Origin of the sequence: Actinomadura kijaniata NBRC 14229 (assembly GCF_001552175.1) — a bacterium.
Lineage (GTDB): Bacteria > Actinomycetota > Actinomycetes > Streptosporangiales > Streptosporangiaceae > Spirillospora > Spirillospora kijaniata.
Genome location: NZ_BCQR01000163.1, coordinates 1 through 21145, shown reverse-complemented (window position 1 = coordinate 21145; position 21145 = coordinate 1). Strand labels below are relative to the sequence as shown.

The window sequence follows — 21145 nt, the reverse complement described above, 5'->3', positions numbered from 1 at the left end:
AACATGAACAGCATCGCCAAGTGGGCTCGCGAAGTCGCACGTCAGCACCTCGAAGCTCCCCTTCCGCGCAGGTGGTCACACACTCAGGGAGTCGCGCGTCAGGCTCGTAGCCTCGCGCCCATCCTCGGCGACGACGCCGACCTCCTTGAGGCCGCCGCATGGCTGCATGACGTCGGCTACGCGCCGGACCTGGTCGTCACCGGCTTCCACCCTCTCGACGGAGCCCGGTACCTCCGCGACGTCCACCAGGCCGACGAACACCTGTGCCGTCTCGTTGCCCATCACTCATGCGCTGTGATCGAGGCTCGTGAGCGCGGGCTTGCCGACATGCTGACGGCGGAGTTCGGCGACACGCCGCCGGACCTGATCGAGGCGCTGATCTACTGCGACATGACCACGAGCCCGGACGGTGAGTACCTTCCCGTCGAGGAGCGGCTTGCCGAGATCCTCGCGCGTTACGGTGACGGCCACCTAGTGGCCCGCGCCATCACCGAGTCCTCCCCCATCCTGATCACGGCCGTGCACCGTGTACAGGATCAGATGTTGGCCGTCTCCTGAGTTGTTCAGGCGATGACCGGCCGCTCGCGCCCTTCCAGGTAGTGGCCGATGCGCGCCTTCATTGAGCGGTCCATGCGCCGGTCGAGCGCCTCGTCCGCCGGCACCCAGACAACCTCTCGGGATTCGTCGCTCGTGCGGGGTTCGCCGCCGGTGGGACGCGCCGTCAGGACAATCGAGAACTCCTGACGGACCTCGTCATTGCTGGTGTAGTGGATCAGGTGCTTGGGATCGCTGTAGAGGCCCACCAAGCCCGTGATCTCGCACTCGACACCGGTCTCTTCCCGGGTCTCCCGAACGCCAGCCTCGGCGATGGACTCGCCGAGGTCGATCGCTCCGCCTGGGAGCGCCCAGTTGTCGTTGTCGGTGCGCCGGATCATCAGGATCTCGCCCTCGTCGTTGGTGACGACGACGTTCACGGACGGCACGAGGCTGTTGGCCTTGGGCGCGTCAGGGTCGTCGTAGTAGTCGATCCTACGGCCCACCGTCAGCCCTCCTGCTCCAGTGGCGTCGCGCGCTCCCAGACGCGCTCGAAGCTCTCAAGGTAGATGCTCGCCAGTTCCCCGCCCGGGATCTTGCGCAGGTGCCAGACCGGCGCGTAGGGAGCGGTCACCCCGTAGACGTGCGTGTTGACGAGAAGCTGGTCGTCCGCGCGGTAGATCGAGTTGTAGAGCACCGTGCGGTGAAACCGGAACTCGATGCCTTCGATCCCGCGCAACGGGCGGTAGAGCACGAGGGCGTTGCGGATCTTCGCCGCCATGGCCTCGTCTACGCCCTCGTCCGCTCCGCGTTCGGCAACCTGCGGGCTGTCGGGATCGCCGAGAAGGATGCGTACGCGCACGCCCGCCTTGGCCTTATCGGCGAACGTGCGCAAGACGCCGTTGTCCTCGGACAGGAACAGTCCCGCGTAGACCAGGACGCCGATCTCGCGTTCGGCGGACGCGAAAACTCGTCCCCACACGTCCCGAGGGACCGACGAGCGTTGCGGGTAGATCGTGATGAGTTCGCTGTTGGACGCCGCCGCCGTCTCGTCGGACGTCAGGGCCTGCGGCCACAGGTACGTCTCATCAACTCCCAGACGCGAAGCCACAGCAAAACGGTGCCTTCGGTAGGGGGTGCGGTCCTTGGTGATCCACCGTTCGACGGTCTTCTGGTCAACGCCTATGTGCTCGGCGAGCGTGGCCACGGTGAGCCCTCGTTCCAGCAACGCGGCCCGCAACCGTTCGTTCGCCATGCACCCGACCAGATCAAAGGACGTCTCAGGACGCGGACAAGCCTACGAGGACGTCTTGAACAGGTCCAGTCATGTAGTGATCTCGTCCCGCACGTCAGGCGCACTCTCGATCTCGTAAGGCACACCGACCGCCCGAGCCGCCCCCGCCGGACACGGGCCTTACGAGAGGAGGGATCGCCCCATGATCCTGGTCCTGGCCGCCCTCATCGCCGTCTTCCTCGCCGGTTCCGTCTGCGGCATCTTCGCGATGCTGGTCATCGGCATCCACGCCGAGGAGCGCCGCCACTCCCGCTCCGGTTCCTCGTCCTCCCTCGCCGGTTCGGCGTCGCGCCGCGTGCTGCGCACACAGACCAGCGGCGTCCAGCGCGAGCGCGTGAAGGCGGGGCGATGAGCATGCGTATGCCCCGCATCATCACCGCCTGTTCCTGTACCTGCGGTGCCCGTACCGACAGCCCCGGCCGCCGTTGCCGCAAGTGCAGCGCCCGCGCCCGCTGGCAGCGTCGCCGCGCCGGATCCCGCTACCCCGACCTCTGGCTCTGACTGTCGAAGGGAGGCGCACCCACCCATGACCGTCTCTGTGCCCCTGGTGGTGATCCTCGGCGCGGTCGTCCTGATCGCCTGGCGCTACATGGGGCTACGCGCCTGGCACATCCTCGTCTGTCTGCTGTTCGGGTTCTTCCTCGCTGCCACCAGCGCCGCCCCGGAGATCCGCCACCTGGTGGCCACCGTCGTCGGCTACCTGTCGAGCCGCTGAACCCCGACCGAAAGGAGGGATGCCTAGTGACCGACGTCCCCCGGTACACCAACGTCAACCTTCAGGAGGTCCGAGCCAACAACCTCGCCGCACGCGAGATCGTGTCGTCGCTGTCCGACGCGATGCCGTCCATCGCCCATCTGTGGGCGCGCATCTATGACGCGCTCGCCATCGTTCCCCGCCTGGCCGCCGAGATCAGCCGGTTGCGCAACGAGTCGGTCATTCTGCGCCACCGGTACGCCAACCTCGTCGCAGCGGGCCGCGCCACGCTCGGCGCGGCCCGTGACGCCGAGTCTGACCCGCTGTACTACCTGCGCGATGAGCTGCGCGCGCAGGGGCATCTTCCGCCGGACCCGTGGGGGCGCTCGTGACCCGCTCCCGGCAGATGCGGCGACATGCCCGCAAGATGCGCCGTCAAGGGCTTCAGCCGATGATCGTCATCAACGGCGACGAGCAGCTTCCCGACTTGGTCGTGGTGCTCATCGGCCGCGTGCTGTGGCAGTACCGGTCCGAGGTCGCGCCCTTCTACCTGGCCGCCGTGCTCGCCTCTGTGGGCGTGGCGCTGCACCTCACACACGCCGAATGGTGGCCGTACCTTCTGACGGCTGCGACGGTCACTGCATGGGCGCTCGCGCTGTTCGGTGAGCGCATCGGCTTCGTCCGCCGTGCCGAACGCCTCTACGCCGCAACGGTGGCCATGAGCGCGGGATGCTGGCTCGCCGCCGTGACCGCTCTCGGCATCGGCTACCAGCCGCTTCCGCACCTGCTCATCGGCGGCACGGTCGTGCTCGCCGTGCCGTGGTGGGCGCACCGCAGGCGACGCGCCAAGGTCCGCGTCGATCGGCAGCTCTCGGCATGGCCAGAGACCGCCCACGCGATCGGGCTGCCCGGTTCGCACGTTCAGTCGGCCGTGGTGGACGTGTGGGGATGGCGCGCCCGGTTCGCGCTGGCACGCGGACAGACGATCGCCGACGTCATCGCGAAAATACCCGCCATCGAATCAGCGTTGGGGACGTTCCGGGGCGCGGTGCGCGTCTCCCCCACACGCGACGACAAGGCCAACCGCTTCGAGCTACGGGTACTGGACACCGACCCGCACGCCGACGCCATCCCATGGCCCGGACCGTCGGTGTCCTCCATCAACGAGCCGATCGACCTGGGGCCGTTCGAGGACGCCACGGCCGCGCGGGTACTGCTCCTGCGCCGTCACGGCCTCATCGGTGGCGTAGCGGGTTCGGGCAAGAGCGGCGGCATCAATGTCTTGATGGGCAACCTCACCGCCTGTCGTGACGTGGTGGTCTGGGCGATCGACCTCAAACGAGGCATGGAGCTCCAGCCGTGGGCTTCCTGCATCGACCGTCTTGCCACCACTCCCGAACAAGCCCGCGCCCTGCTGCGCGACGCTGTGGCTGTTCTGGAGGCCCGCGCGTCCTTCCTGGCCGCGCGGGGACGGCGTGTGTGGGAGCCGACCCCCGACATGCCCGCACTCGTTGTCGTCATCGACGAGTACGCCGAACTCGCCGAGGAAGCTCCCGACAGCATCGGGGACGCCGACTCCGTCGCCCGACGCGGACGCGCCGTTGCCGTCACCCTCATCGCCGCGACGCAGCGGCCCACGCAGAAGGCCATGGGCAAGGGCGCGGTCCGCTCGCAGATGGACGTTCGCGTGAGCTTCCGCGTCCGGGAACGCCGGGACGTCGATCTCATCCTCGGACAGGGCATGCTCAACGCCGGATGGCACGCCCACACCCTCAACGCCCCCGGCAAGTTCCTGCTGTCGGCACCCGAACACGACACACCCCGCCGTGCCCGCGCCTACCTGCTCACCGACGAGACCGTGACGCGGACCGCCGAACGGCACGCGCAGATGCGCCCCTGCCTGGATGACGTCTCGCGCACGGCGGTCGAGGAAGCACAGGCCGGCCTCTCCCTGCCCTCCGATGAGCCGACCACCGCGCTATCCAGCGCAGAGCCGCACAGCGTTCCCGAAGACCTTCTGTGGACGCTGCTGACCGGCGCGCCGGAGGAGGGCATCCCCGTCGCACACCTCGTCAAGGCGACCGGCATGAGCCGTCCGTGGATCTACCAACGGCTTCGCGAACTCGCCGACGCCGACCGCGTCACCCAGGTCTCCCGAGGCCGCTGGCGCGCCGCACACGAACACGTTGGGTGACTTGTCTACGTCTATGTCTACGCGCGCGCCTGCACGTATGGCGGATAGACGAGCCTTAGACGAAGACGTAGACAATCACTCTCTGCAACGAACGGAGATGATCGCCACGCCCCACGCCACGCCCGAGAGCACTCGGGAGAAGGAGGTGATCATGCAGGCGTACACCGTCGAACAGGTCGCCGAGATCCTCCAGATCGGTCGCGACAAGGTCTACTCGCTGATCCGCACCGGCCGTCTCCGCAGCATCAAGATCGGGAAGCTGCGCCGCATCACCGACCGGCACCTGGCCGAGTTCATCGCGTCCCTCGAAGAGAAGTCTTGACGGCGTAGCACAGTGTTCTACGCTGTTCTACAGATGCCTCGGGGCGCGCCCCGCAGGGGAAGGCCCCGAGGCTGCGCTTCTTGATAACTCCATCGACGCGAGCGCGCTCTCGACTCGGCAGACTCACCACAGCACCGACCGAGAGGAGACGCACACATGGCCGACGACAGGACGACCCTGCCCCCGGTTCGCGTGGACAAGGCGTTCAAGGAACGCCTCACCGCGTACGCCGCCTCGCAGGAACGCGACGTGTCATGGGTCATCAGGAAAGCGATCAAGGAGTACCTCGACCGGCACGAGGAGCCAGCCCTTGACCAAGATCCTGATCGGTAAGTACGAGGGGTCGATCTACGAGGAGGGCAACGGGTACACCGGAGCCCTCGAACTCGGCATCGGTCCCAACGGCAAGCGCAAGCGGCTCAAGAGGAAGGGCCGCACCAAGACCGCAGTCACCGACAAGCTCAAGAAGGCGGTCAAGGACCTTGAGGAAGGGGTGAAGCCCGATCCGCACTACTACGTGCGGAACGCGGTCACCGACTTCCTCACCGCCTTCTCCAAGAGCGGCAAGGCACCGAACACGATCGAGACCTACCGCTCCCTCATCGACAACCAGATCATCCCGTTCATCGGCGGTATCCGTCTGGAAGACCTCACGGCGGACGACGTCGAGACCTGGCTCAACGGGAGGTCAGAGCACCTGACCACGTCCTCACTGGGCATCGCTCACAGCATCCTCAAACGATCCATTCGCCGGGCCGCGCGCCGTGACAAGGTCGGCCGGAACGTCGCCGAACTGGTGGACACGCCAGAGGGCAAACCTGGCCGCCCGTCACGCTCACTCACCTTGCAACAGGCGAAAGCGGTCCTCGCCGAGGCCGCCAAGCCCAAGCATCGGCTCGGGGCGTACGTGATCCTCGCGATCGTCTCGGGTCTGCGCACCGAGGAACTCCGCAAACTCCAGTGGAGCGCCCTCGATCTCGACAAGGCCACCGTCTACGTCCTGCGTGCCGACCGGCACAAGGGCGAGACCAAGACGAAGCTGAGCCGCCGAGGGCTCGGTGTCGCCGACATGGCCGTTGAGGCTCTCCGCGCCCACAGGACTCGGCAGGCTGCGGAGAAACTCAAGGCCGGAGAGGCGTACCAGGACAACGATCTCGTCTTCTGCCAGGAGGACGGCCGTCCGTACGCCGCTCATCAGGTCCGCCGCCGCTTCCGCCATGTGCTGACGGCGGCGGGCCTGAACGCTGCGGAGTGGTGTCCGCGCGAGTTGCGGCACACCTTCGTGTCCATCATGAGCGACCAGGGCGTTCCGATCGAGAAGATCAGCGTCCTCGTCGGACACCGTGACACCAAGACCACGGAGACGGTCTACCGTCACCAGCTCCGCCCCGAGATCCGCGAAGGCGCGGAGCACATGAACGTCATCTTCGGGAGCACGGCCGACAGGTCCGCGTAGGCGTGGCTCCCCGATTGGCTCCCCTGATCAACGAACGTCGCAGGTCAGCCCCCTCACCTCGATCCCCACAAGATCGCTCCCTACCCCTCGCTTAGGGAAGGGCTGAGGACGGCTTATTCCGGGTGTCGTGCGCGTTGTTCGGGTGGAGCGGCCGGTGCCTCTCTCACCTGCGGAAGCAGGGGAGAGGACCAGAGGAGACGCCCGAAAAGGTCGAATTGGGGTGGACCAAGCCGACTTGTGCCGGTGGGGTCAGTGGCCTGACGTGGCGCAGCACTTCGTCGTGGTGGTGCTGGTCGCGCCCTTGGAGTTGGTGATGAGGGTGACGGACTTGCCCTTGGCGGTCTCGCACGAGGTGTCGGCGGACGGAGCTGTCGGGTCGTCGTCCGAGGGGGCGATGAACGGGGTGACGGCGGCCGGCGCCGGCACCTCGGCTCCTTCCGGGCCCGTGAAGACGATCGTGTCGGTGGGGTCGGAGCCGAACGAGGTGCTCTTCGCGGTGCAGGAGCCGTCGGCGGCGATGACCGCCGCTTGGGAGGACGACAGGGCGGCGTCGGCGGAGGTGATCCTGACCGAGACGCTGCTGTCGGTGAGGGAGAGCACGGCGCCCCGGCCGAGGTTCACCGCGGGGGCCGCGCCGTTCGCGCCCGGGGAGATCCTCAGGTTGGACATGGTCAGGCGGGCGCCCGGGGCCACGTCGAACATCGCCCTGACGGACTCGTCGCCCGCCCAGGTGATGGAGGCGCCGTTCCCCTCGATGGTGGTGTTCCTGGTGACGGTGGGCAGGGCGGAGTTCCTTCCCATGCGCTTGGTGAGCGTGTAGGCGCACCGGCTGCCCAGGCGGTGGTGGCCTCCGGTGCGGTAGGCCTTGGCCAGGGCCGTGACGTCGCCCACGAGGCCGCCGCAGGCCACCTGCTTGACGTCGGGCGCGCCCGACTGTTCGGCCGACGCGCTCGGCATCAGCGTCGCGGCCAGCGCCAGTGCGGCGGCCGTCGCCGCGGCGCGTGCCGCCGGGCGCGACCGGAGCGCTCTCGTCTTCGGGTCGTCACTTGCCTGGTGCATGTTCTGCCTATCTGTGGAATGGGCCTGTGCCGGTGAGAGGCGACGTCCCTACCCTGACCGGCACTCGGTGCGGTTAAACGCGCACGGAGAGTGTCGATTGGTCGATTGCGGGAGCGAGCGGAGTACCTGCCCAGAGCGCGGCGGATGCTTTCTCCGCTCCAGGCCATGATCATTCAAAGTCACTATTACTCGCTCACCGTGTTGGCTTGACTCCGATGGGTAATGAAGTTCGTGCAAGCCGACTTCGGTCCGGCAGCACCGAGAGCCGGTCCGATGCAGATACCGCAACCGCGTTGCGCGCTGTCTAACGCGGACGAGAGGGAAACAGGTACATGAAAACGCTGCACAAGCTCGCCATCGTCGGGTTCGCCACGGCCGGCCTGGCGATGACCGCTCCCGCCGCCATGGCCGGCGACACCTACCACAGCCAGGGCACCAAGGCGGCCGGGCCGGGTGGCGCCACCTCCGCCAAGGTCGTCTCCCGCGCCGTCGACGGCAAGCACGACGGCAAGTACAAGGGCAAGTACAAGGACGACGACGGCGTCTTCTACAGCAAGAAGGTCAAGACCGCCGGCCCGTACGGGGCCACGTCGTCGGGCGTGACCAGCGCTGCCGACTGACCCAGCCGGCCGTCCCCGCATGACCCTTAGGCGGTTCCGCCCTTCGCGGGGCGGAACCGCTCTATGACGTGAGCCGTTCACTCCTCCTGAAAGAGACCTCCATGAGCTTCAAGCCCGGGCGCGCCGCCCTCACCGCGTGTCTCACCGCCGGACTCGTCGTGGCGGTGCCCGCCGCGGCCCACGCCGGCGCCGAATACAGCCGTTCCTGGACGAAGGCCGACGCCGGCGGCAGCCGTCTGCACATTCGCCAGGCCTATGTCGACGAGGACGGCGCCGTCGTGTTCAGGGACTCCTACTACAGCGCGGGCCCCAACGGCGCCAGTGTCCGCCACGTTTACAGCAGGGCGCACTGACGGCCTCTTCGCACGGAACCCGGCCACGCGGAATCGTGGCCGGGTGAAACCGAATAGCCCGCCCAGCGGAAAGTCCCTTCGGTTTATCGCCGGGACACGGCCGCTGGGCGTTTCCCGTTCCCGGGGCCGTACCGTGAGGTCCGGGAAGGGGTGGTCAGATGGAGATCCGGCGGGGCGGGGACGCGGACGCGGCGGTGGTGCTCGGGATGCTCGACGGGGCCGTGGAGTGGCTGGTCGCCGACGGGCGGAGCGGGCAGTGGGGGGAGCGCCCCTGGTCGGAGGACCCGACGAAGGTCGAGCGGATCACCGCGCTGGTCGGGCGGGACGAGGTCTGGGTCGCCGAGGTCGGGGGACGCGCGGCGGGCGTCGTCGCGCTGGCCGCGGGGCCGCACGACTATGTGGAGCCCGCCGGGGAGCCCGAGGTGTACGTGACACTGCTGGTCACCGACCGGGCCTTCAAGGGGCACGGGGTCGGGGGCGCCCTGTTGCGGCACGCGGTGGAACGGGCCAGGGAGCGGGGCGTCTCGCTGGTGCGCGTCGACTGCTACGCCGGAGGTGACGGGCGGCTGGTGGAGTACTACCGGCGCAACGGGTTCGAGCCCGTCCGGCGGTTCCGGGTCGGGGAATGGCCCGGGCAGTTGCTCGCGCGGCGCGTCACCGGCTGAGGGCCCTCACGTCCTGGAGTGGCGGCGGCGGACCAGGCGGCGGGGGCGGCGGCGGGTCGGGGGCAGCCACTTGGTCCTGAACCACATCTGGATCTGGGCCCCGCCCAGCACCGAGCGGTGGATGCGCAGGTAGCCGCCGGTCGACTCCGCGGCCCGGCGGGCGATGTCCAGGCCCAGGCCCGTCGAGCCGCCTCCGCTGCGGCCCCGTTGCAGGGCCGCCCTCGGGTCGTCGATGCCGGGGCCCGCGTCCGCCACGAGGATCCCCGTGACGCCCTGGCCCTGGTGGAGGGTGACCGCGAAGTCGGTCCCCTCGGCCGTGTGGCGGAAGACGTTGCCCAGCAGGGCGTCCACCGCCGCCGCCAGTTCCGTGGCGGGCAGCGGCAGGGGGGCGGGCCGGTCCGCCCCGATGAGCTCGCAGCCGCGGCCCTCGTCCTCGGCCAGCACCGACCAGAACGACACGCGGTCGCGCAGGACCTTGGCGGCGTCGCAGCTCCCCCGGCCCGTGGGACGGCGCACCGTGCGGATGATCTGGTCCACCTCCTGCTCCAGGCGGTCCACCGCCTCCCGGGTCTGGTCGGCCACCGGGCCGTCACCGAGGGCCTCGGCGTTCAGGCGCAGGGACGCCAGGGGGGTGCGCAGGCGGTGGGACAGGTCGGCGGCCATCTCCCGTTCGGCCGCCAGCAGCTGGACCACGTGGTCGGCCATCCCGTTGAAGGCCATGGCGGCCTCCACCAGCTCCGGGGGGCCGTCGGGTTCGATGCGGGCGCTCAGGTCGCCGTCGCCGAACGAGGTCGCCGCCTCGGCCAGGCGGCGGGTCGAGCGGATCATGCGGGCGCCCAGCCGGTCGGCCACCGCCACCGAGCCCGCCACCAGGGCCGCGGCGACCGCCGTCATCACCAGCCACGCCTTCCAGACGCCCCGGGTCAGGTCGGCGGCGGGCAGGTGGACCTCCACCACGGCGTTGCGTCCGCCCTCCAGGGCCACCGGTTGCAGGAGGGCGAAGCCTCCCCGGACCCGCGCGGTGATGGAACGGCCCCGCTGGACGGCGTCGTCGAGCTGGCCCGGCACGGCGCGCGAGCCGTTGGGCGGGGGCGGCACCACCTCGCCGTCGGGCAGGTGGACCGCCATGCGGCGCTGGGCTCCGGCCTGGGTGGCGGCGATGGCCCTCTCCAGGGCGGCCGGGTCGTCGGTGACCACCAGGACGGGGCCCAGGGCGCCCGCCTGGCGTTCGGCGGCCGACACCGCCCGGTCGCGGGCGATCTCGCGGACCGTCAGCGCCAGGGGGATCAGGAACGCCAGCGCCACCATCGAGGTGACCGCCAGGGAGACCAGGACCAGGGTGCGTCTCATGCGTGCGGGTCGGCCAGCCGTACCCCCACGCCGCGGACGGTGTGCAGGTAGCGGGGCTTGGCCGCGGTCTCGCCCAGCTTGCGGCGCAGCCAGGACAGGTGGACGTCGATCGTCTGGTCGTCGCCGTAGGCCTGCCGCCACACCTCGGCGAGCAGCTCGCGCCGGGGGACGACGTGGCCGGGGCGGGCGGCCAGGTAGGCCAGCAGGTCGAACTCGCGGCGGGTCAGCTCCAGGGGCTTGCCGTCGAGCCCGGCGGTGCGGCGGTCGAGGTCGATGTGCAGGCCGCCGACGCGCAGTTCGGCGGTGGGGCCGGACCGCGCCGCGCGGCGCAGCACGGCCGACAGGCGGGCGCTGAGGTGCTCGGCCGAGAACGGCTTGATGAGGTAGTCGTCGGCCCCGGCGTTGAGCAGCCGGACGATCTCGGGTTCGTCGTCGCGGGCGGTGGCGATGATGACGGGGACGTCGGAGACGCCGCGCAGCATCTTCAGCATCTCGCCGCCGTCCAGGTCGGGCAGGCCGAGGTCGAGCACGACCACGTCGGGGGGGTCCTGGGTGACCTCGCGCAGGGCGTCCATCGCGGTACCGACGCTGCGCACCACGTGGGAGCGCGCGCTCAGCTCCCGGATCAGAGCGGTGCGGACGTTCGCGTCGTCCTCCACCACCAGAACACTCGCCATGTCGGCACCGTATGCCATGGGACGTCGCAGGCGTCGTCAATTGTCGCATCTCGCCCTGGAAAGATCAGGATAGGGCGAAAGTTCGCGCGAAGTCGGCCAGCCGGTCGGCGGCCTCGCGGCTGCGCTCCCAGGGGCGGACGATGAGGCGGTGCACGCCGAGCCGCTCCCATTCCGCAATTTCTTCTGGTCCGGAAAGCGAGTACGCATGGACCGTCAGCTCGAACGGACGGTACTCGCGGCCCGCCTCCACCCGGTAGGAACGCAGCAGCTCCAGCTGGGGGCGGACCGACTCCAGGGTGTGCGGCATGCTGATCCAGCCGTCGCCCAGCGTCGCCGCGCGCCGCAGCGCCGCCTTCGACTCCCCGCCGACCAGGATCGGCAGCCGGGGCTGGACGGGCTTGGGCTCGAAGGCCACCTCGGGGAAGTCGAAGAACTCGCCGTGGTGCTCGACGGCCGGTTCGGTCCACAGGCGGCGGGAGACGCCGATCGCCTCGTCCAGGCGGGGGCCTCGGGTCGCGAAGTCGACCCCGGCGGCGATCCACTCGCCCTCGTACCAGCCCGCTCCGACCCCGACGATCGCCCGGCCGCCGGAGACCTGGTCGAGGGTCGCGAACGCGCGGGCCGCCACGAACGGGTGCCGCAGCCCGTACAGGTACACGGCGGTGCCGAGGCGGACCCGTTCGGTGACGGCGGCGAGGGCGCACAGGTAGGCGGGCGCGTCGAACAGCGGCGTCCCGGGCCGGATGCCGGGCTTGTCGGTGCCGGGGTAGCGGGCCGTGGACAGGTCGGTGGCGAACACCAGGTGCTCGGCCAGCCACACCGACTCGAAGCCCAGGCGGTCGGCGGTGACCGCCAGCTCCCGCCAGGCGGCCGGGTGGACCAGGCCGAGGGGCACTCCGAACTTCACTGCGGCCTCCCGTAGCCGCCGCCTCCGGACGTCTCCACGACCAGGGCCTCCCCGGCGGCGAGGGGTTGGCGGGTCGCCTTGGTGCCGAGGGGTTCCAGGATCCCGTCGGCGCGGCGGCGGTAGTAGCCGCCCGCGCGTCCCGGGCCGCCGCCCGCCGCGCCCGGCGGGGGACGCAGCAGCCGGTCGCCGCGCGTGTCGACGCGGGCGTCCTCCAGCATCAGGATCACCGTGCGGGTGCCGCGGCCGCCCCGATGGCGGCCCGCGCCGCCGGAGCCGGGGATCAGCGAGACCTCCTCGACGCGGACCGGCAGCCGCGCCTCGATCGGCTCGGCCTGCGGGATGATGTTGCGGCCGCCGCCGAACAGCGCGCCGGTGGCGTCCGCGCCGTCGTGGTCCTCGCGCGCGCCCGACCCGCCGAGGTCGAACGACATGTGCAGCCACGGCCGCCGTGCCCCGCTGAGGCTGAACGCCTGGAGGATCCCCGACGCCGCCACGCCGCCGTGCTCCAGCGCCCCGGTGACCGCCGACAGGATCGCCTCCTCGGCGGCGGCGACCGTCCCGAACCGGCCCCCGCCCGGGAACGGCGGCGTGCAGTGCACGAGCGTCCCGCGCGGCATCCGCACCTCGACCGGCGCGAAGCAGCCCTCGTTCATCGGCAGCGTCGGGTCGACGAAGCAGCGGACCGCGTACATCACACCGCCGTGGGTCTGGGAGAAGCCCGCGTTGACGGGCAGCGGGACCTGCTCGTCGGTGCCGTCGAAGTCCACGGTGAGCGTCCCGGCCCCGTCGGAGACGACCGCAACGCGCACGGTGTGGCCGTCGTCGAGGGCGTACTCGCCGCGGTGCGTTCCGGCGGGGACGGCGGCCAGGCCCTCGCGCATGCGGCGTTCGGTGTCGGCGAGGTAGTCCTCGATCCCGGCGGCCAGCCCGGACGGCGTGGAGCCGGCGATGATCTCCTCCAGGCGGCGGGCGGCGACGTTCGCCCCGGCGATCAGCGCGCGCAGGTCGCCGACCAGCTTGTCGGGCGTGCGGCTGTTGGCGGCCAGCACGCGGACCAGGTCGTCCACCGGCCCGTCGGCGGTGGCGATCCGGACCGGCGGGAGCTGGAGCCCCTCCAGGTACACGTCGGTGGCGTCGGAGGCCATGCCGCCCGCCGACAGGCCCGACAGGTCCGCGACGTGGATGAGCGTCCCGGTGAAGTAGGCGGGTTCGCCGCCGACGAAGACGGGCCGGAAGACGAGCAGGTCGTTGGCGTGGATGCCGCCCTGGTAGACGTCGTTCAGCACGAACACGTCGCCCGGCCGCATCTCCGGGTACGCCCTCCGCACGAACGGCAGCGCGCTGCGCAGGCTCGCGCACTGGATCAGCGCCGTGGACAGCGAGTGCGCGACCAGGCGCCCGCGCGCGTCCAGGATCGCGGCGGCGGCGTCGGCGCCCTCCACGATGAACGTCGAGTACGCCGACCGCACCACCACGATGCTGGCCTCCTCGGCGGCCACGCACAGGGCGTTGCGGAGGATCTCGGCGGTCAGCGCGTCGGCCATGGGCCCTCCCCTCGTGCCGCTTCCAGCAGCAGCGCGCCGGTGTCGTCGGGGGCGCCGCGCCAGCCGGGTGGGACCAGCAGGGAGCACTGGGGCTCGGTGACGACGCACGGCCCGGTGACGGTCTCCCCCGGCGCCAGGCCCGCGCGGGACCGCACCGGCACCTCGTGGAACGCCCCGTCCAGCCACACCCGCCGCGCCCCGGCCGTGCCGGGCCCCGGTTCGGCGCGCGGCAGGTCGCGGGAGCCCGACGGCAGCACCGCCCGCACCCGCGCCGTGGTCACCTCGGCGGGATCGCGCAGGTCGATGCCGTAGGACTCGTGGTACCGCTTGTAGAACTCCTCGGCGGCGTGCTGCACCGTCCCCGGCGTGACCGGCCCGGCGGGCAGGTCCACGGTGAACGCGTGCGACTGCCCGACGAACCGCATCCCCACCGACCGCGTGACCTCCACGTCCGCCGGGTCGGCGGCGAGGTCGGCGAGCGCGGCGCGTTCCAGCCCGGCGAACGCCTCGGCCAGCGCGCCCAGGTTGTCGCGGCTGGCCGAGCAGGACACCAGCGACGACACCGGCGCCAGGAACGTGCGGGCGCGTTCGATCGCCAGGTCGGCGTACAGCAGCCCGACCGCCGATCCGACCCCGGCGTGCGGCGGGACGAGCACCCGGCCGATCCCGAAGCGCTCGGCCAGGCGCACGGCGTGGGTGGGGGCGGCCCCGCCGAGCGCGACGAGGGTGAAGCCGCGCGGGTCGATGCCGCGCCGCACGGTGACGACGTGGACGGCCGCGCCCATCTGCGCGTTGGCGATGTCGTGGACGGCGGCGGCGGCCCGCACGACGTCCACGCCCAGCGGTTCGGCGACGTGCGCGCGGATCGCCTCGCGCGCCCGCTCCGGCGACAGCCGGAACCCCCCGAACCCGCCGGGGTCCAGGTAGCCGAGGACGAGGTCGGCGTCGGTGACGGTGGGGAGCGCGCCGCCGCGCCCGTAGCAGGCCGGTCCGGGGTCGGCGCCGGCCGAGCGCGGTCCCACGCGCAGCGTCCCGGCGTCCACCCACGCGATCGACCCGCCGCCGGACCCGACCTCGGCCAGGTCGATCGCGGGCACCTTGATGGGGACGCCGGTGCCGGGCCGCCGCCCGCCGAAGCTGCCCTTGCCGCCCACCTGGAACTCGTGGGTGACGCCGGGGCGCCCGCCGCGCACCAGCCCCGCCTTGGCGGTGGTGCCGCCCATGTCGAAGGAGATCAGGTCGGCCAGCCCGCGCCGCGCCCCCTGCCGGGCCGCCGCGATCACCCCGGCGGCCGGGCCGGACTCGATGGTGTAGACGGCGCGGGCGGCGGCCAGCGCGGCGGGCAGCACCCCGCCCGCCGACTCCATGACGTGGACGGGCGCGGTGATCCCGATGCCGCGCAGGCGCCCGCCGAGGCGTTCCAGGTAGGAGGCCATGACGGGGCCGACGTAGGCGGACATGAGGGTGGTGGTGGCGCGTTCGTACTCCCCCATCTCGGGCCAGACCGCCGAGGACGTGACGACGGGGACGCCGCCGGGGAGCCGGGCCCGCAGGAGCGCGGCGAGGCGTTCCTCGTGGACGGGGTTGACGTAGGAGTGCAGCAGGCAGATCGCGACGGCCGCGACGCCGAGCGCGGCGATCGCGTCGGCGGTCCGGGCGGCGGCCTCCTCGTCCAGGGGCCGCAGCACCTCCCCGGTGGCGGAGATCCGCTCGGGGACGCCGAAGGTGTGCGACGGGGGCACCGGCGGCTCGGGCTGCGCGTAGGCGAGGTCGTAGCGCTCCTCCTCCACGCGCGCCCGCCGTCCGAGCTCCAGCATCGAGGTGAAGCCCTCGGTGGTCACGAACGCGACGGGCACGCCGGTGCGCTCCAGGATCACGTTGGTGGCCAGCGTCGTGGCGTGCGTGAACCGGCCGACGTCCCCCGGCGCGACCCGCGCCTCCGCGAGGACCTCCCGGACGCCGCGCAGCAGCCCCTCGGTCGGGTCGCCGGGGGTGGTGAGGGTCTTGGCGACGGTGACGCGCCCGGTGCCGTCGGTCAGGACCACGTCGGTGAACGTGCCGCCGACGTCGGTGGCGACGGTGCAGGCGGGGTCGGTGCAGGTGGGGTCCACGCGCCCTCCGAACGAAACCAACCTAGCGGCCGCTTGGTACGGTAGTGCGCATGATGCTCCAGGGCAAGGTCGCGGTGATCACCGGTGCGGGTCCCGGCCTCGGCCGCACCCTCGCCGCGCTGATGGCGCGCGAGGGCGCGGACGTGGTGGTGGCGGCGCGCGGCGCGGAGACGCTGGAGCGGATCGCCGCCGAGGTGGGGAAGGAGGGCCGCGCGGCGCTGGCCGTGCCCACCGACGTGGCCGACCCCGCCCAGGTGCGGCGCCTCGCCGACGCGGTGATCGGCCGGTTCGGCCGGGTGGACGTGCTGGTCAACGCGGCGTTCCCCGGCACGCACCGCAGGAACGTCCTCGACATGGACGACGCCTGCCTGGAGCGGTGGCGCGGGGCCGTCGAGATCGCCGCCTACGGGACGCTGCTGTGCTGCCGCCACCTCGCCCCGCACATGGTCGCGGCGGGTGGCGGCTCCATCGTCAACATCACCTCGATGTCGTCGCGCACCGGCTACGCGGGCCGCTCCGACTACGCCGCCGGGAAGGCCGCCGTCCACCTGCTGTCCCACTGCCTGGCCGACGAGCTCGGCCCGTCCGGCGTCCGCGTCAACTGCGTCGCGCCCGGCTGGATCGCCAGCGACGTCCTCGACGACTGGATGCGGGCCCGCGCGGCGGCGGAGGGGGTGACGTTCGAGGAGATCCGCGCCCGCGACGTGGCGGCGATGGCGCTGCGCCGGATCGCGACCGAGGAGGACGTCGCCCGCGCCGTCGTCTTCCTGGCCTCCGACCACGCGCGGGCGACGACGGGCGCGACCCTCGACGTGAACGGCGGACAGTTGTTCACCTAGAGGTCGTGGCCGGTGGCGTAGCGGTACGAGGCGCCGATCACGGCCTCGGCGATCCGCAGTTCCCCGTCGGTGCGGGGGCCGTAGAGCATCACCACGTTGACGGTGGGCGAGTACAGCGGATGGCGTTCGCCCCAGCCCTTGTCGACGAGCTCGCGCTGGTCCTCCTCGGCCAGGGCCATGTGCAGGCTGCCGTCGGTGTGGACGTGCGCGAACTCGGCGTTCAGCCGCGGCGGCAGCAGCACCGCGCCCGCCGGGGGCGCCGCGCCGTCCAGGAAGAAGGCCAGCGCCCCCGGTTCGGAGATCTCGCTGGGGCGGATCACGGCGTCGCGCAGGTTCTCGGTCATCCACCGCTTGAGCCGTTCACGCACCTCGTCCGGGCTGTTCTGGCTGAGCTGGACATGGGGCACCGACGGGCCGGTCCGGGGGCGTCCACCGGCGCGGACGGGAAGTGTGAGCGCGGTCATGCCGACGTCTCCCTTTCGATGGGCGGTCCTGACGAAAGGGAAGCTAACATCCTGCATATATTAAGTTCCTAGAAGATAGTGACTCTCCAGCAGGAACTGAACGGGAGGCGGCACGATGCGCGAGCCGGTGGAGGCCGTCGAGGCATGCCCGATCAGCCCGGTGGTGGACGTGGTGTTCAGCCGGTGGACGACGCCGATCCTGTGGGTGCTCAAGGAGCACGGCCGCCAGCGGTTCGTGGAGATCCAGCGGCGCCTGTCCGGCATCACGCCGAAGGTGCTCACCCAGCGGCTGCGGCAGCTGGAGCGCGACGGCCTCGTCATCCGCTCGTACCACGCGGAGATCCCGCCCCGGGTGGAGTACGAGATCAGCGATCTGGGGCGGACCCTCGGCCCGGTCTTCTCCGTGCTGACCGAGTGGTCCGACGCCCACCTGGCGAACGTGGAGGCGGCCCGCCGCGCCTACGACGAGGCCGACCGGCGGGTCCGCTGAGGCGCCGGTGGCACGCCCTCAGCGCCCGCGACCGCCGCGAACACCGTCCCGGTCCGCCCGTCAAGCCAGTGAACAGTGCGTGACCTCTAGCGGCCGGACCTGTTGTCAATCGCGGAACGTGAATTACCTTCGGCGCTTGTGACCCAACTGAATCGCCGTGACGCACTGAAGATCGGCGGCGCGGGGCTGGTGACGGCCGCCGCCCTCCCCGGCGTCGCGCACGCCGCCCCCTCCCCCTTCTTCCGGCACGGCGTCGCCTCCGGCGACCCGCTCCCCGACGGGGTCGTCCTGTGGACGCGGGTGACGCCGACCGCCGACTCGCTCCCCGGCTCCGGCAACGGCCCCCGCACCTCGGTGACCTGGCAGGTCGCCACCGACGCGGACTTCCGCCAGATCGTGCGCTCGGGGTCGTCGGCCACCGGCCCCGAGCGCGACCACACCGTCAAGGTGGACGTGCGCGGCCTCGCCCCGGGCACCGCCTACCACTACCGGTTCGTGCTGGACGGCGTCGCCTCCCCGGCCGGCCGCACCCGCACCGCGCCCGCCCCCGACACCGACGTGACGTCGTTGAGGTTCGGCGTCGTGTCGTGCTCGAACTGGGAGGCCGGCTACTTCGCCTCCTACCGCCACCTGGCGGCGCGCGACGACCTGTTCGGCGTCATCCACCTGGGCGACTACCTCTACGAGTACGGCACCGGCGGGTTCCCCGGGGACGGCGGGGTGGTGCGCCAGCACGCGCCCGCCCACGAGATCCTCACGCTCGCCGACTACCGGCAGCGGCACGCGCTCTACAAGACCGACCCCGACCTCCAGGCGCTGCACGCCGCCCGCCCCTGGATGGTGATCTGGGACGACCACGAGATCGCCAACGACCAGTGGTCGGGCGGCGCGGAGAACCACGACCCGGCGACCGAGGGCCCCTACGCCGCCCGCCGGGCCGCCGCGCACCGCGCCTACGCCGAGTGGATGCCGGTCCGGTTCGGCCCGGACGAGCGCATCTACCGCGCGCTGCGGTTCGGGCGGCTGGCCGACCTGGTCCTGCTCGACCTGCGCAGCTACCGGTCCAGGCAGGTCACCGGGGTCGCCGTGGACGACCCGGCGCGCACCATCACCGGCGACGCGCAGATGGCGTGGCTGAAGGACGAGCTGTCGGGGAGCCGCGCCCGCTGGCGGCTGGTCGGCAACTCCGTGATGATCAGTCCGGTCGCGATCGGCGCGGTCGCCGCCGACGTGCTCGGCCCGCTGGCCCGGCTGCTGGGCATCCCCTCCGGCGGCATCGCCGTGAACGCCGACCAGTGGGACGGCTACACCGCCGACCGCAAGGAGTTGCTCGGCCACCTGCACGACAACAAGATCACCAACACGGTGTTCCTGACCGGCGACATCCACACCAGCTGGGCCAACGACGTTCCGCTGCACGCCGCCCGCTACCCCGGCGTCCCCTCGGTCGCCACCGAGTTCGTCGTCCCGTCGGTGACCAGCGACAACATCGACGACTTCCTGAAGGTCCCGCCGCGCACCGTCTCGCTGGCCGCCGAGGCCGTCCTGTCCGCGACCAACCCGCACGTCCGCTGGTCGGAACTGGACTCCCACGGCTTCGGCGTGCTCGACCTGCGCCGCGAGCGGGCCCGGATGGACTGGTTCTTCGTGTCGGACCGGACCCGCCGCGACGCCACCGCCGCGCGGGCGGCCACGTTCACCACGGCGTCGGGCTCGCAGCGCCTCACCCGCTCCTGGCTCTGACCCCCGGGCCTAGCGCAGGTGGGAGGCGCCCGCCCCCCGGGAGGCCCCGGTCACCAGCACGCCTCGTGAGGTCATGCGCTCAGCCGGAGAAGACGAAGCGCCGGTAGGCCCACCAGCGGAACAGCATCGCCAGCAACGTGCCCAGCAGCATGCTGCTGACGAAGTCCGCCAGCTCCTGGACCAGATGGCCCACCGCCGGGTGCTCCAGTCCCAGCACGTAGCGCGAGATCCACAGCGGGACGGCGTTGATGCCCATCGACACCGCGTTGACCAGCACGAACACCGAGAACTCGCCCCGGCGGCGCTCGGTCTTCACCCGGAACGCCCAGCGGCGCTGCATCAGGTAGGACAGCACGGTCGCGAACGCGGTGGCGATCAGGAACGCGGTGACCGGCTTGTGCTCCAGCACGGTGAACTTCAGCGCGTAGTTGATCGCCATCGTCACGACGAAGCACAGGCCGCCGGTGAGCCCGAACTTCACCAGCACCCGGTTCTTCACCAGAATCGGGCGGACGGGTTCGGGGACCTTGTCAAGGACGGCTTGGGCGGCGGTCGGCATGCCGGAACCCTACCCGTGATCTTGCTATGAAAGGTCCAAGTCCGACATTCCGCCCCGGCGGGAGGTCAGCGGGCGGGCATGACGAACATCGCCGTCGCCTCCACCGTCGTCCTCCCGTCGGGGGCGGCGATCGAGGCGTCCACCCAGGTCTTGCGGCCCTCGACGCGCGCGACGCGCGCCTCGGCGGTCAGCGGGACGCCGTAGGGGGTGGGGCGGCGGTAGCGCAGGTCGAGGGTGGCGGTCATGCCGGGGGTGCCGTTGGCGGCGGCCGCCACGCCGAGCAGCTGGTCGAGGATCATCGCCGACACTCCGCCGTGCACGAACGTCGGCGGTCCCTCGTACACGCCGCCGAGCGTGAACGCCGCGCGGGCCCCGCCGCCGGGCAGCGGCTCGATGTCCACCGGCGGGGCGATCGGGTTGAGGGGGCCGCTGACCGGGCTGGCCAGCGCGCGGCCGGTGCCGTCGTGGGAGCCGATCGGGGGCGCCTCGCCCCGAACGGCCGACAGCCGGTCGGTCAACGCGGCGACCTCGGCGGACACGGCGGCGATCTCGTCGGCCGGGACGCGGGTGTGCACCACCGCGTCGGTCAGCGCCCGGACCCGCGCGGCGAGGTCGGCGAGCGCGGCGACCTGGTCGTCCGCCAGGGTGCGTTCGGCCAGGATCCGCCGGTCCCACGCCTCGTGGATCCGGTTGCGCCGCGTCGGATCCGCCGTCCCGGCCTCGCTCATGTGCCCTCCCGCAGTTGACCGAACCCGATTCTAAGCAGTGCCGGTCACCAGTGGACGACCTCCAGCGGGCCCAGCTCGCCGAGGGTGACGCGGTCCCGCTCGGCCAGCGCGCGGATCACCGACACCGCCTCGTCGGGGGTGACGTGGCGGCCGTGGGAGCGGCGCGCGGCCCCGTCGGGGGTCTCCATCCACAGCCGCGGGCCCGGCTCCCAGACCGCCTGCGCCACCGCGCCCGACGCTCCGGCGCACACCAGGAAGCTGCCCGGCACCGGGACCAGGTCGTACAGCACGCCCCGGCACGCCGCGAACGACATCGGCTGCTCCTCTTCGGAACGTTCCCGCGCCTCGTCGTGGAACGACACCGTGAGCGGGCCGCGCTCCGCCTCCGGCGCGCCGGGCCACCGGTCCAGCCGCCCGTAGCGGCGCCGCCGCCAGGTCAGCGGCAGCCACAGGTCGCCGTCGCGCGGCACCGGGGCCGCCAGCCCGCGCCCGGTCAGCGCCGCCGCCACCTCCCCGGCGATCGCGGCCGGGTCCCCGGCGAG

At 71.8% G+C, this 21145-nt stretch carries 25 protein-coding genes and 1 pseudogene; 14 read left to right on the top strand and 12 right to left on the bottom strand.

The window, feature by feature from the left end:
* Positions 1–3 precede the first annotated feature (3 nt).
* Complete coding sequence (locus AKI01S_RS38480) at positions 4–558, top strand: HD domain-containing protein (RefSeq protein WP_084000665.1); 555 nt, start codon at positions 4–6, stop codon at positions 556–558.
* A gap of 5 nt (positions 559–563) precedes the next feature.
* On the opposite strand, the gene AKI01S_RS38475 is transcribed toward AKI01S_RS38480, so the two are convergent.
* Both AKI01S_RS38475 and AKI01S_RS38470 read right to left on the bottom strand, forming a co-directional pair.
* Positions 564–1040 carry an NUDIX domain-containing protein gene (locus AKI01S_RS38475; protein WP_067829691.1) on the bottom strand — a complete coding sequence of 159 codons (477 nt, stop codon included), beginning with the start codon at positions 1038–1040 and terminating at the stop codon, positions 564–566.
* A gap of 2 nt (positions 1041–1042) precedes the next feature.
* Complete coding sequence (locus AKI01S_RS38470) at positions 1043–1789, bottom strand: helix-turn-helix domain-containing protein (RefSeq protein ID WP_067829688.1); 747 nt, start codon at positions 1787–1789, stop codon at positions 1043–1045.
* A gap of 181 nt (positions 1790–1970) precedes the next feature.
* Between AKI01S_RS38470 and AKI01S_RS38465 the strand changes: the two genes are divergently transcribed.
* From AKI01S_RS38465 to AKI01S_RS38440, 7 genes are all read left to right on the top strand, one after another.
* A complete protein-coding gene (locus AKI01S_RS38465; RefSeq protein WP_067829685.1) occupies positions 1971–2180 on the top strand; it encodes a hypothetical protein in 210 nt (69 codons plus the stop codon).
* 174 nt (positions 2181–2354) lie between these two features.
* Positions 2355–2543: a hypothetical protein gene (locus AKI01S_RS38460; RefSeq protein ID WP_067829682.1), complete on the top strand. Its 189-nt coding sequence runs from the start codon at positions 2355–2357 to the stop codon at positions 2541–2543.
* A gap of 26 nt (positions 2544–2569) precedes the next feature.
* Positions 2570–2914 (top strand): hypothetical protein, encoded by a 345-nt coding sequence (locus AKI01S_RS38455; RefSeq protein ID WP_067829679.1) that lies wholly within the window; start codon positions 2570–2572, stop codon positions 2912–2914.
* 59 nt (positions 2915–2973) lie between these two features.
* Positions 2974–4716, top strand: coding sequence for an FtsK/SpoIIIE domain-containing protein (locus tag AKI01S_RS38450; protein WP_245681949.1), 1743 nt, complete (start codon positions 2974–2976; stop codon positions 4714–4716).
* A 97-nt stretch (positions 4717–4813) separates the two neighbouring features.
* Positions 4814–5038, top strand: coding sequence for a helix-turn-helix domain-containing protein (locus tag AKI01S_RS38445; RefSeq protein ID WP_067829677.1), 225 nt, complete (start codon positions 4814–4816; stop codon positions 5036–5038).
* 156 nt (positions 5039–5194) lie between these two features.
* Entirely contained in the window at positions 5195–5371 is a 177-nt protein-coding gene (locus AKI01S_RS49795; protein WP_084000662.1) for a CopG family ribbon-helix-helix protein, read from the top strand.
* The gene (locus AKI01S_RS38440) at positions 5349–6494 is read left to right on the top strand and encodes a site-specific integrase (protein ID WP_067829674.1); all 1146 of its coding nucleotides are present in this window, start codon (positions 5349–5351) and stop codon (positions 6492–6494) included. Before AKI01S_RS49795 ends, AKI01S_RS38440 begins: the two co-directional genes overlap by 23 nt.
* A 249-nt stretch (positions 6495–6743) precedes the next feature.
* On the opposite strand, the gene AKI01S_RS38435 is transcribed toward AKI01S_RS38440, so the two are convergent.
* On the bottom strand, positions 6744–7553 hold the full coding sequence (locus AKI01S_RS38435; protein WP_067829671.1) for a hypothetical protein: 810 nt from the start codon (positions 7551–7553) through the stop codon (positions 6744–6746).
* Positions 7554–7885: 332 nt separating this feature from the next.
* On the opposite strand from AKI01S_RS38435, the gene AKI01S_RS38430 reads away from it, so the two are divergent.
* From AKI01S_RS38430 to AKI01S_RS38420, 3 genes are all read left to right on the top strand, one after another.
* On the top strand, positions 7886–8173 hold the full coding sequence (locus AKI01S_RS38430) for a hypothetical protein (protein WP_067829668.1): 288 nt from the start codon (positions 7886–7888) through the stop codon (positions 8171–8173).
* A gap of 101 nt (positions 8174–8274) precedes the next feature.
* Positions 8275–8526: a hypothetical protein gene (locus tag AKI01S_RS38425; RefSeq protein ID WP_067829665.1), complete on the top strand. Its 252-nt coding sequence runs from the start codon at positions 8275–8277 to the stop codon at positions 8524–8526.
* Between the two features lie 158 nt (positions 8527–8684).
* On the top strand, positions 8685–9191 hold the full coding sequence (locus tag AKI01S_RS38420; protein WP_067829663.1) for a GNAT family N-acetyltransferase: 507 nt from the start codon (positions 8685–8687) through the stop codon (positions 9189–9191).
* A gap of 6 nt (positions 9192–9197) precedes the next feature.
* Here AKI01S_RS38420 and AKI01S_RS38415 read toward each other — a convergent pair whose 3' ends face one another.
* From AKI01S_RS38415 to AKI01S_RS38395, 5 genes are all read right to left on the bottom strand, one after another.
* On the bottom strand, positions 9198–10541 hold the full coding sequence (locus AKI01S_RS38415) for an ATP-binding protein (protein WP_067829661.1): 1344 nt from the start codon (positions 10539–10541) through the stop codon (positions 9198–9200).
* A complete protein-coding gene (locus AKI01S_RS38410; RefSeq protein ID WP_067829657.1) occupies positions 10538–11218 on the bottom strand; it encodes a response regulator transcription factor in 681 nt (226 codons plus the stop codon). The genes AKI01S_RS38415 and AKI01S_RS38410 overlap by 4 nt, the downstream gene beginning before the upstream one ends.
* A gap of 64 nt (positions 11219–11282) precedes the next feature.
* A complete protein-coding gene (locus AKI01S_RS38405) occupies positions 11283–12125 on the bottom strand; it encodes a TIGR03619 family F420-dependent LLM class oxidoreductase (protein ID WP_067829654.1) in 843 nt (280 codons plus the stop codon).
* Positions 12122–13669 carry a hydantoinase B/oxoprolinase family protein gene (locus tag AKI01S_RS38400; RefSeq protein WP_067829651.1) on the bottom strand — a complete coding sequence of 516 codons (1548 nt, stop codon included), beginning with the start codon at positions 13667–13669 and terminating at the stop codon, positions 12122–12124. The genes AKI01S_RS38405 and AKI01S_RS38400 overlap by 4 nt, the downstream gene beginning before the upstream one ends.
* Positions 13654–15780, bottom strand: a complete 2127-nt coding sequence (locus tag AKI01S_RS38395; protein ID WP_067829648.1) for a hydantoinase/oxoprolinase family protein — start codon at positions 15778–15780, stop codon at positions 13654–13656. Before AKI01S_RS38395 ends, AKI01S_RS38400 begins: the two co-directional genes overlap by 16 nt.
* A 50-nt stretch (positions 15781–15830) precedes the next feature.
* On the opposite strand from AKI01S_RS38395, the gene AKI01S_RS38390 reads away from it, so the two are divergent.
* Complete coding sequence (locus AKI01S_RS38390; protein WP_084000661.1) at positions 15831–16619, top strand: SDR family oxidoreductase; 789 nt, start codon at positions 15831–15833, stop codon at positions 16617–16619.
* On the opposite strand, the gene AKI01S_RS38385 is transcribed toward AKI01S_RS38390, so the two are convergent.
* The gene (locus AKI01S_RS38385; protein WP_067829645.1) at positions 16616–17083 is read right to left on the bottom strand and encodes a luciferase domain-containing protein; all 468 of its coding nucleotides are present in this window, start codon (positions 17081–17083) and stop codon (positions 16616–16618) included. The genes AKI01S_RS38390 and AKI01S_RS38385 overlap by 4 nt on opposite strands.
* 115 nt (positions 17084–17198) lie before the next feature.
* On the opposite strand from AKI01S_RS38385, the gene AKI01S_RS38380 reads away from it, so the two are divergent.
* Together AKI01S_RS38380 and AKI01S_RS38375 are read left to right on the top strand one after the other, a co-directional pair.
* The gene (locus AKI01S_RS38380) at positions 17199–17573 is read left to right on the top strand and encodes a winged helix-turn-helix transcriptional regulator (protein ID WP_067829643.1); all 375 of its coding nucleotides are present in this window, start codon (positions 17199–17201) and stop codon (positions 17571–17573) included.
* Positions 17574–17711: 138 nt separating this feature from the next.
* Positions 17712–19316 (top strand): alkaline phosphatase D family protein, encoded by a 1605-nt coding sequence (locus AKI01S_RS38375; protein ID WP_084000660.1) that lies wholly within the window; start codon positions 17712–17714, stop codon positions 19314–19316.
* Positions 19317–19395: 79 nt separating this feature from the next.
* Here the strand turns inward: AKI01S_RS38375 and AKI01S_RS38370 are convergent, their stop codons facing one another.
* From AKI01S_RS38370 to AKI01S_RS52070, 3 genes and pseudogenes are all read right to left on the bottom strand, one after another.
* Entirely contained in the window at positions 19396–19875 is a 480-nt protein-coding gene (locus tag AKI01S_RS38370; RefSeq protein ID WP_067829640.1) for a GtrA family protein, read from the bottom strand.
* Positions 19876–19940: 65 nt separating this feature from the next.
* On the bottom strand, positions 19941–20603 hold the full coding sequence (locus AKI01S_RS38365) for a PaaI family thioesterase (protein ID WP_084000659.1): 663 nt from the start codon (positions 20601–20603) through the stop codon (positions 19941–19943).
* A gap of 44 nt (positions 20604–20647) precedes the next feature.
* Positions 20648–21145: pseudogene (locus AKI01S_RS52070) on the bottom strand (DUF6891 domain-containing protein); the annotation flags it as partial.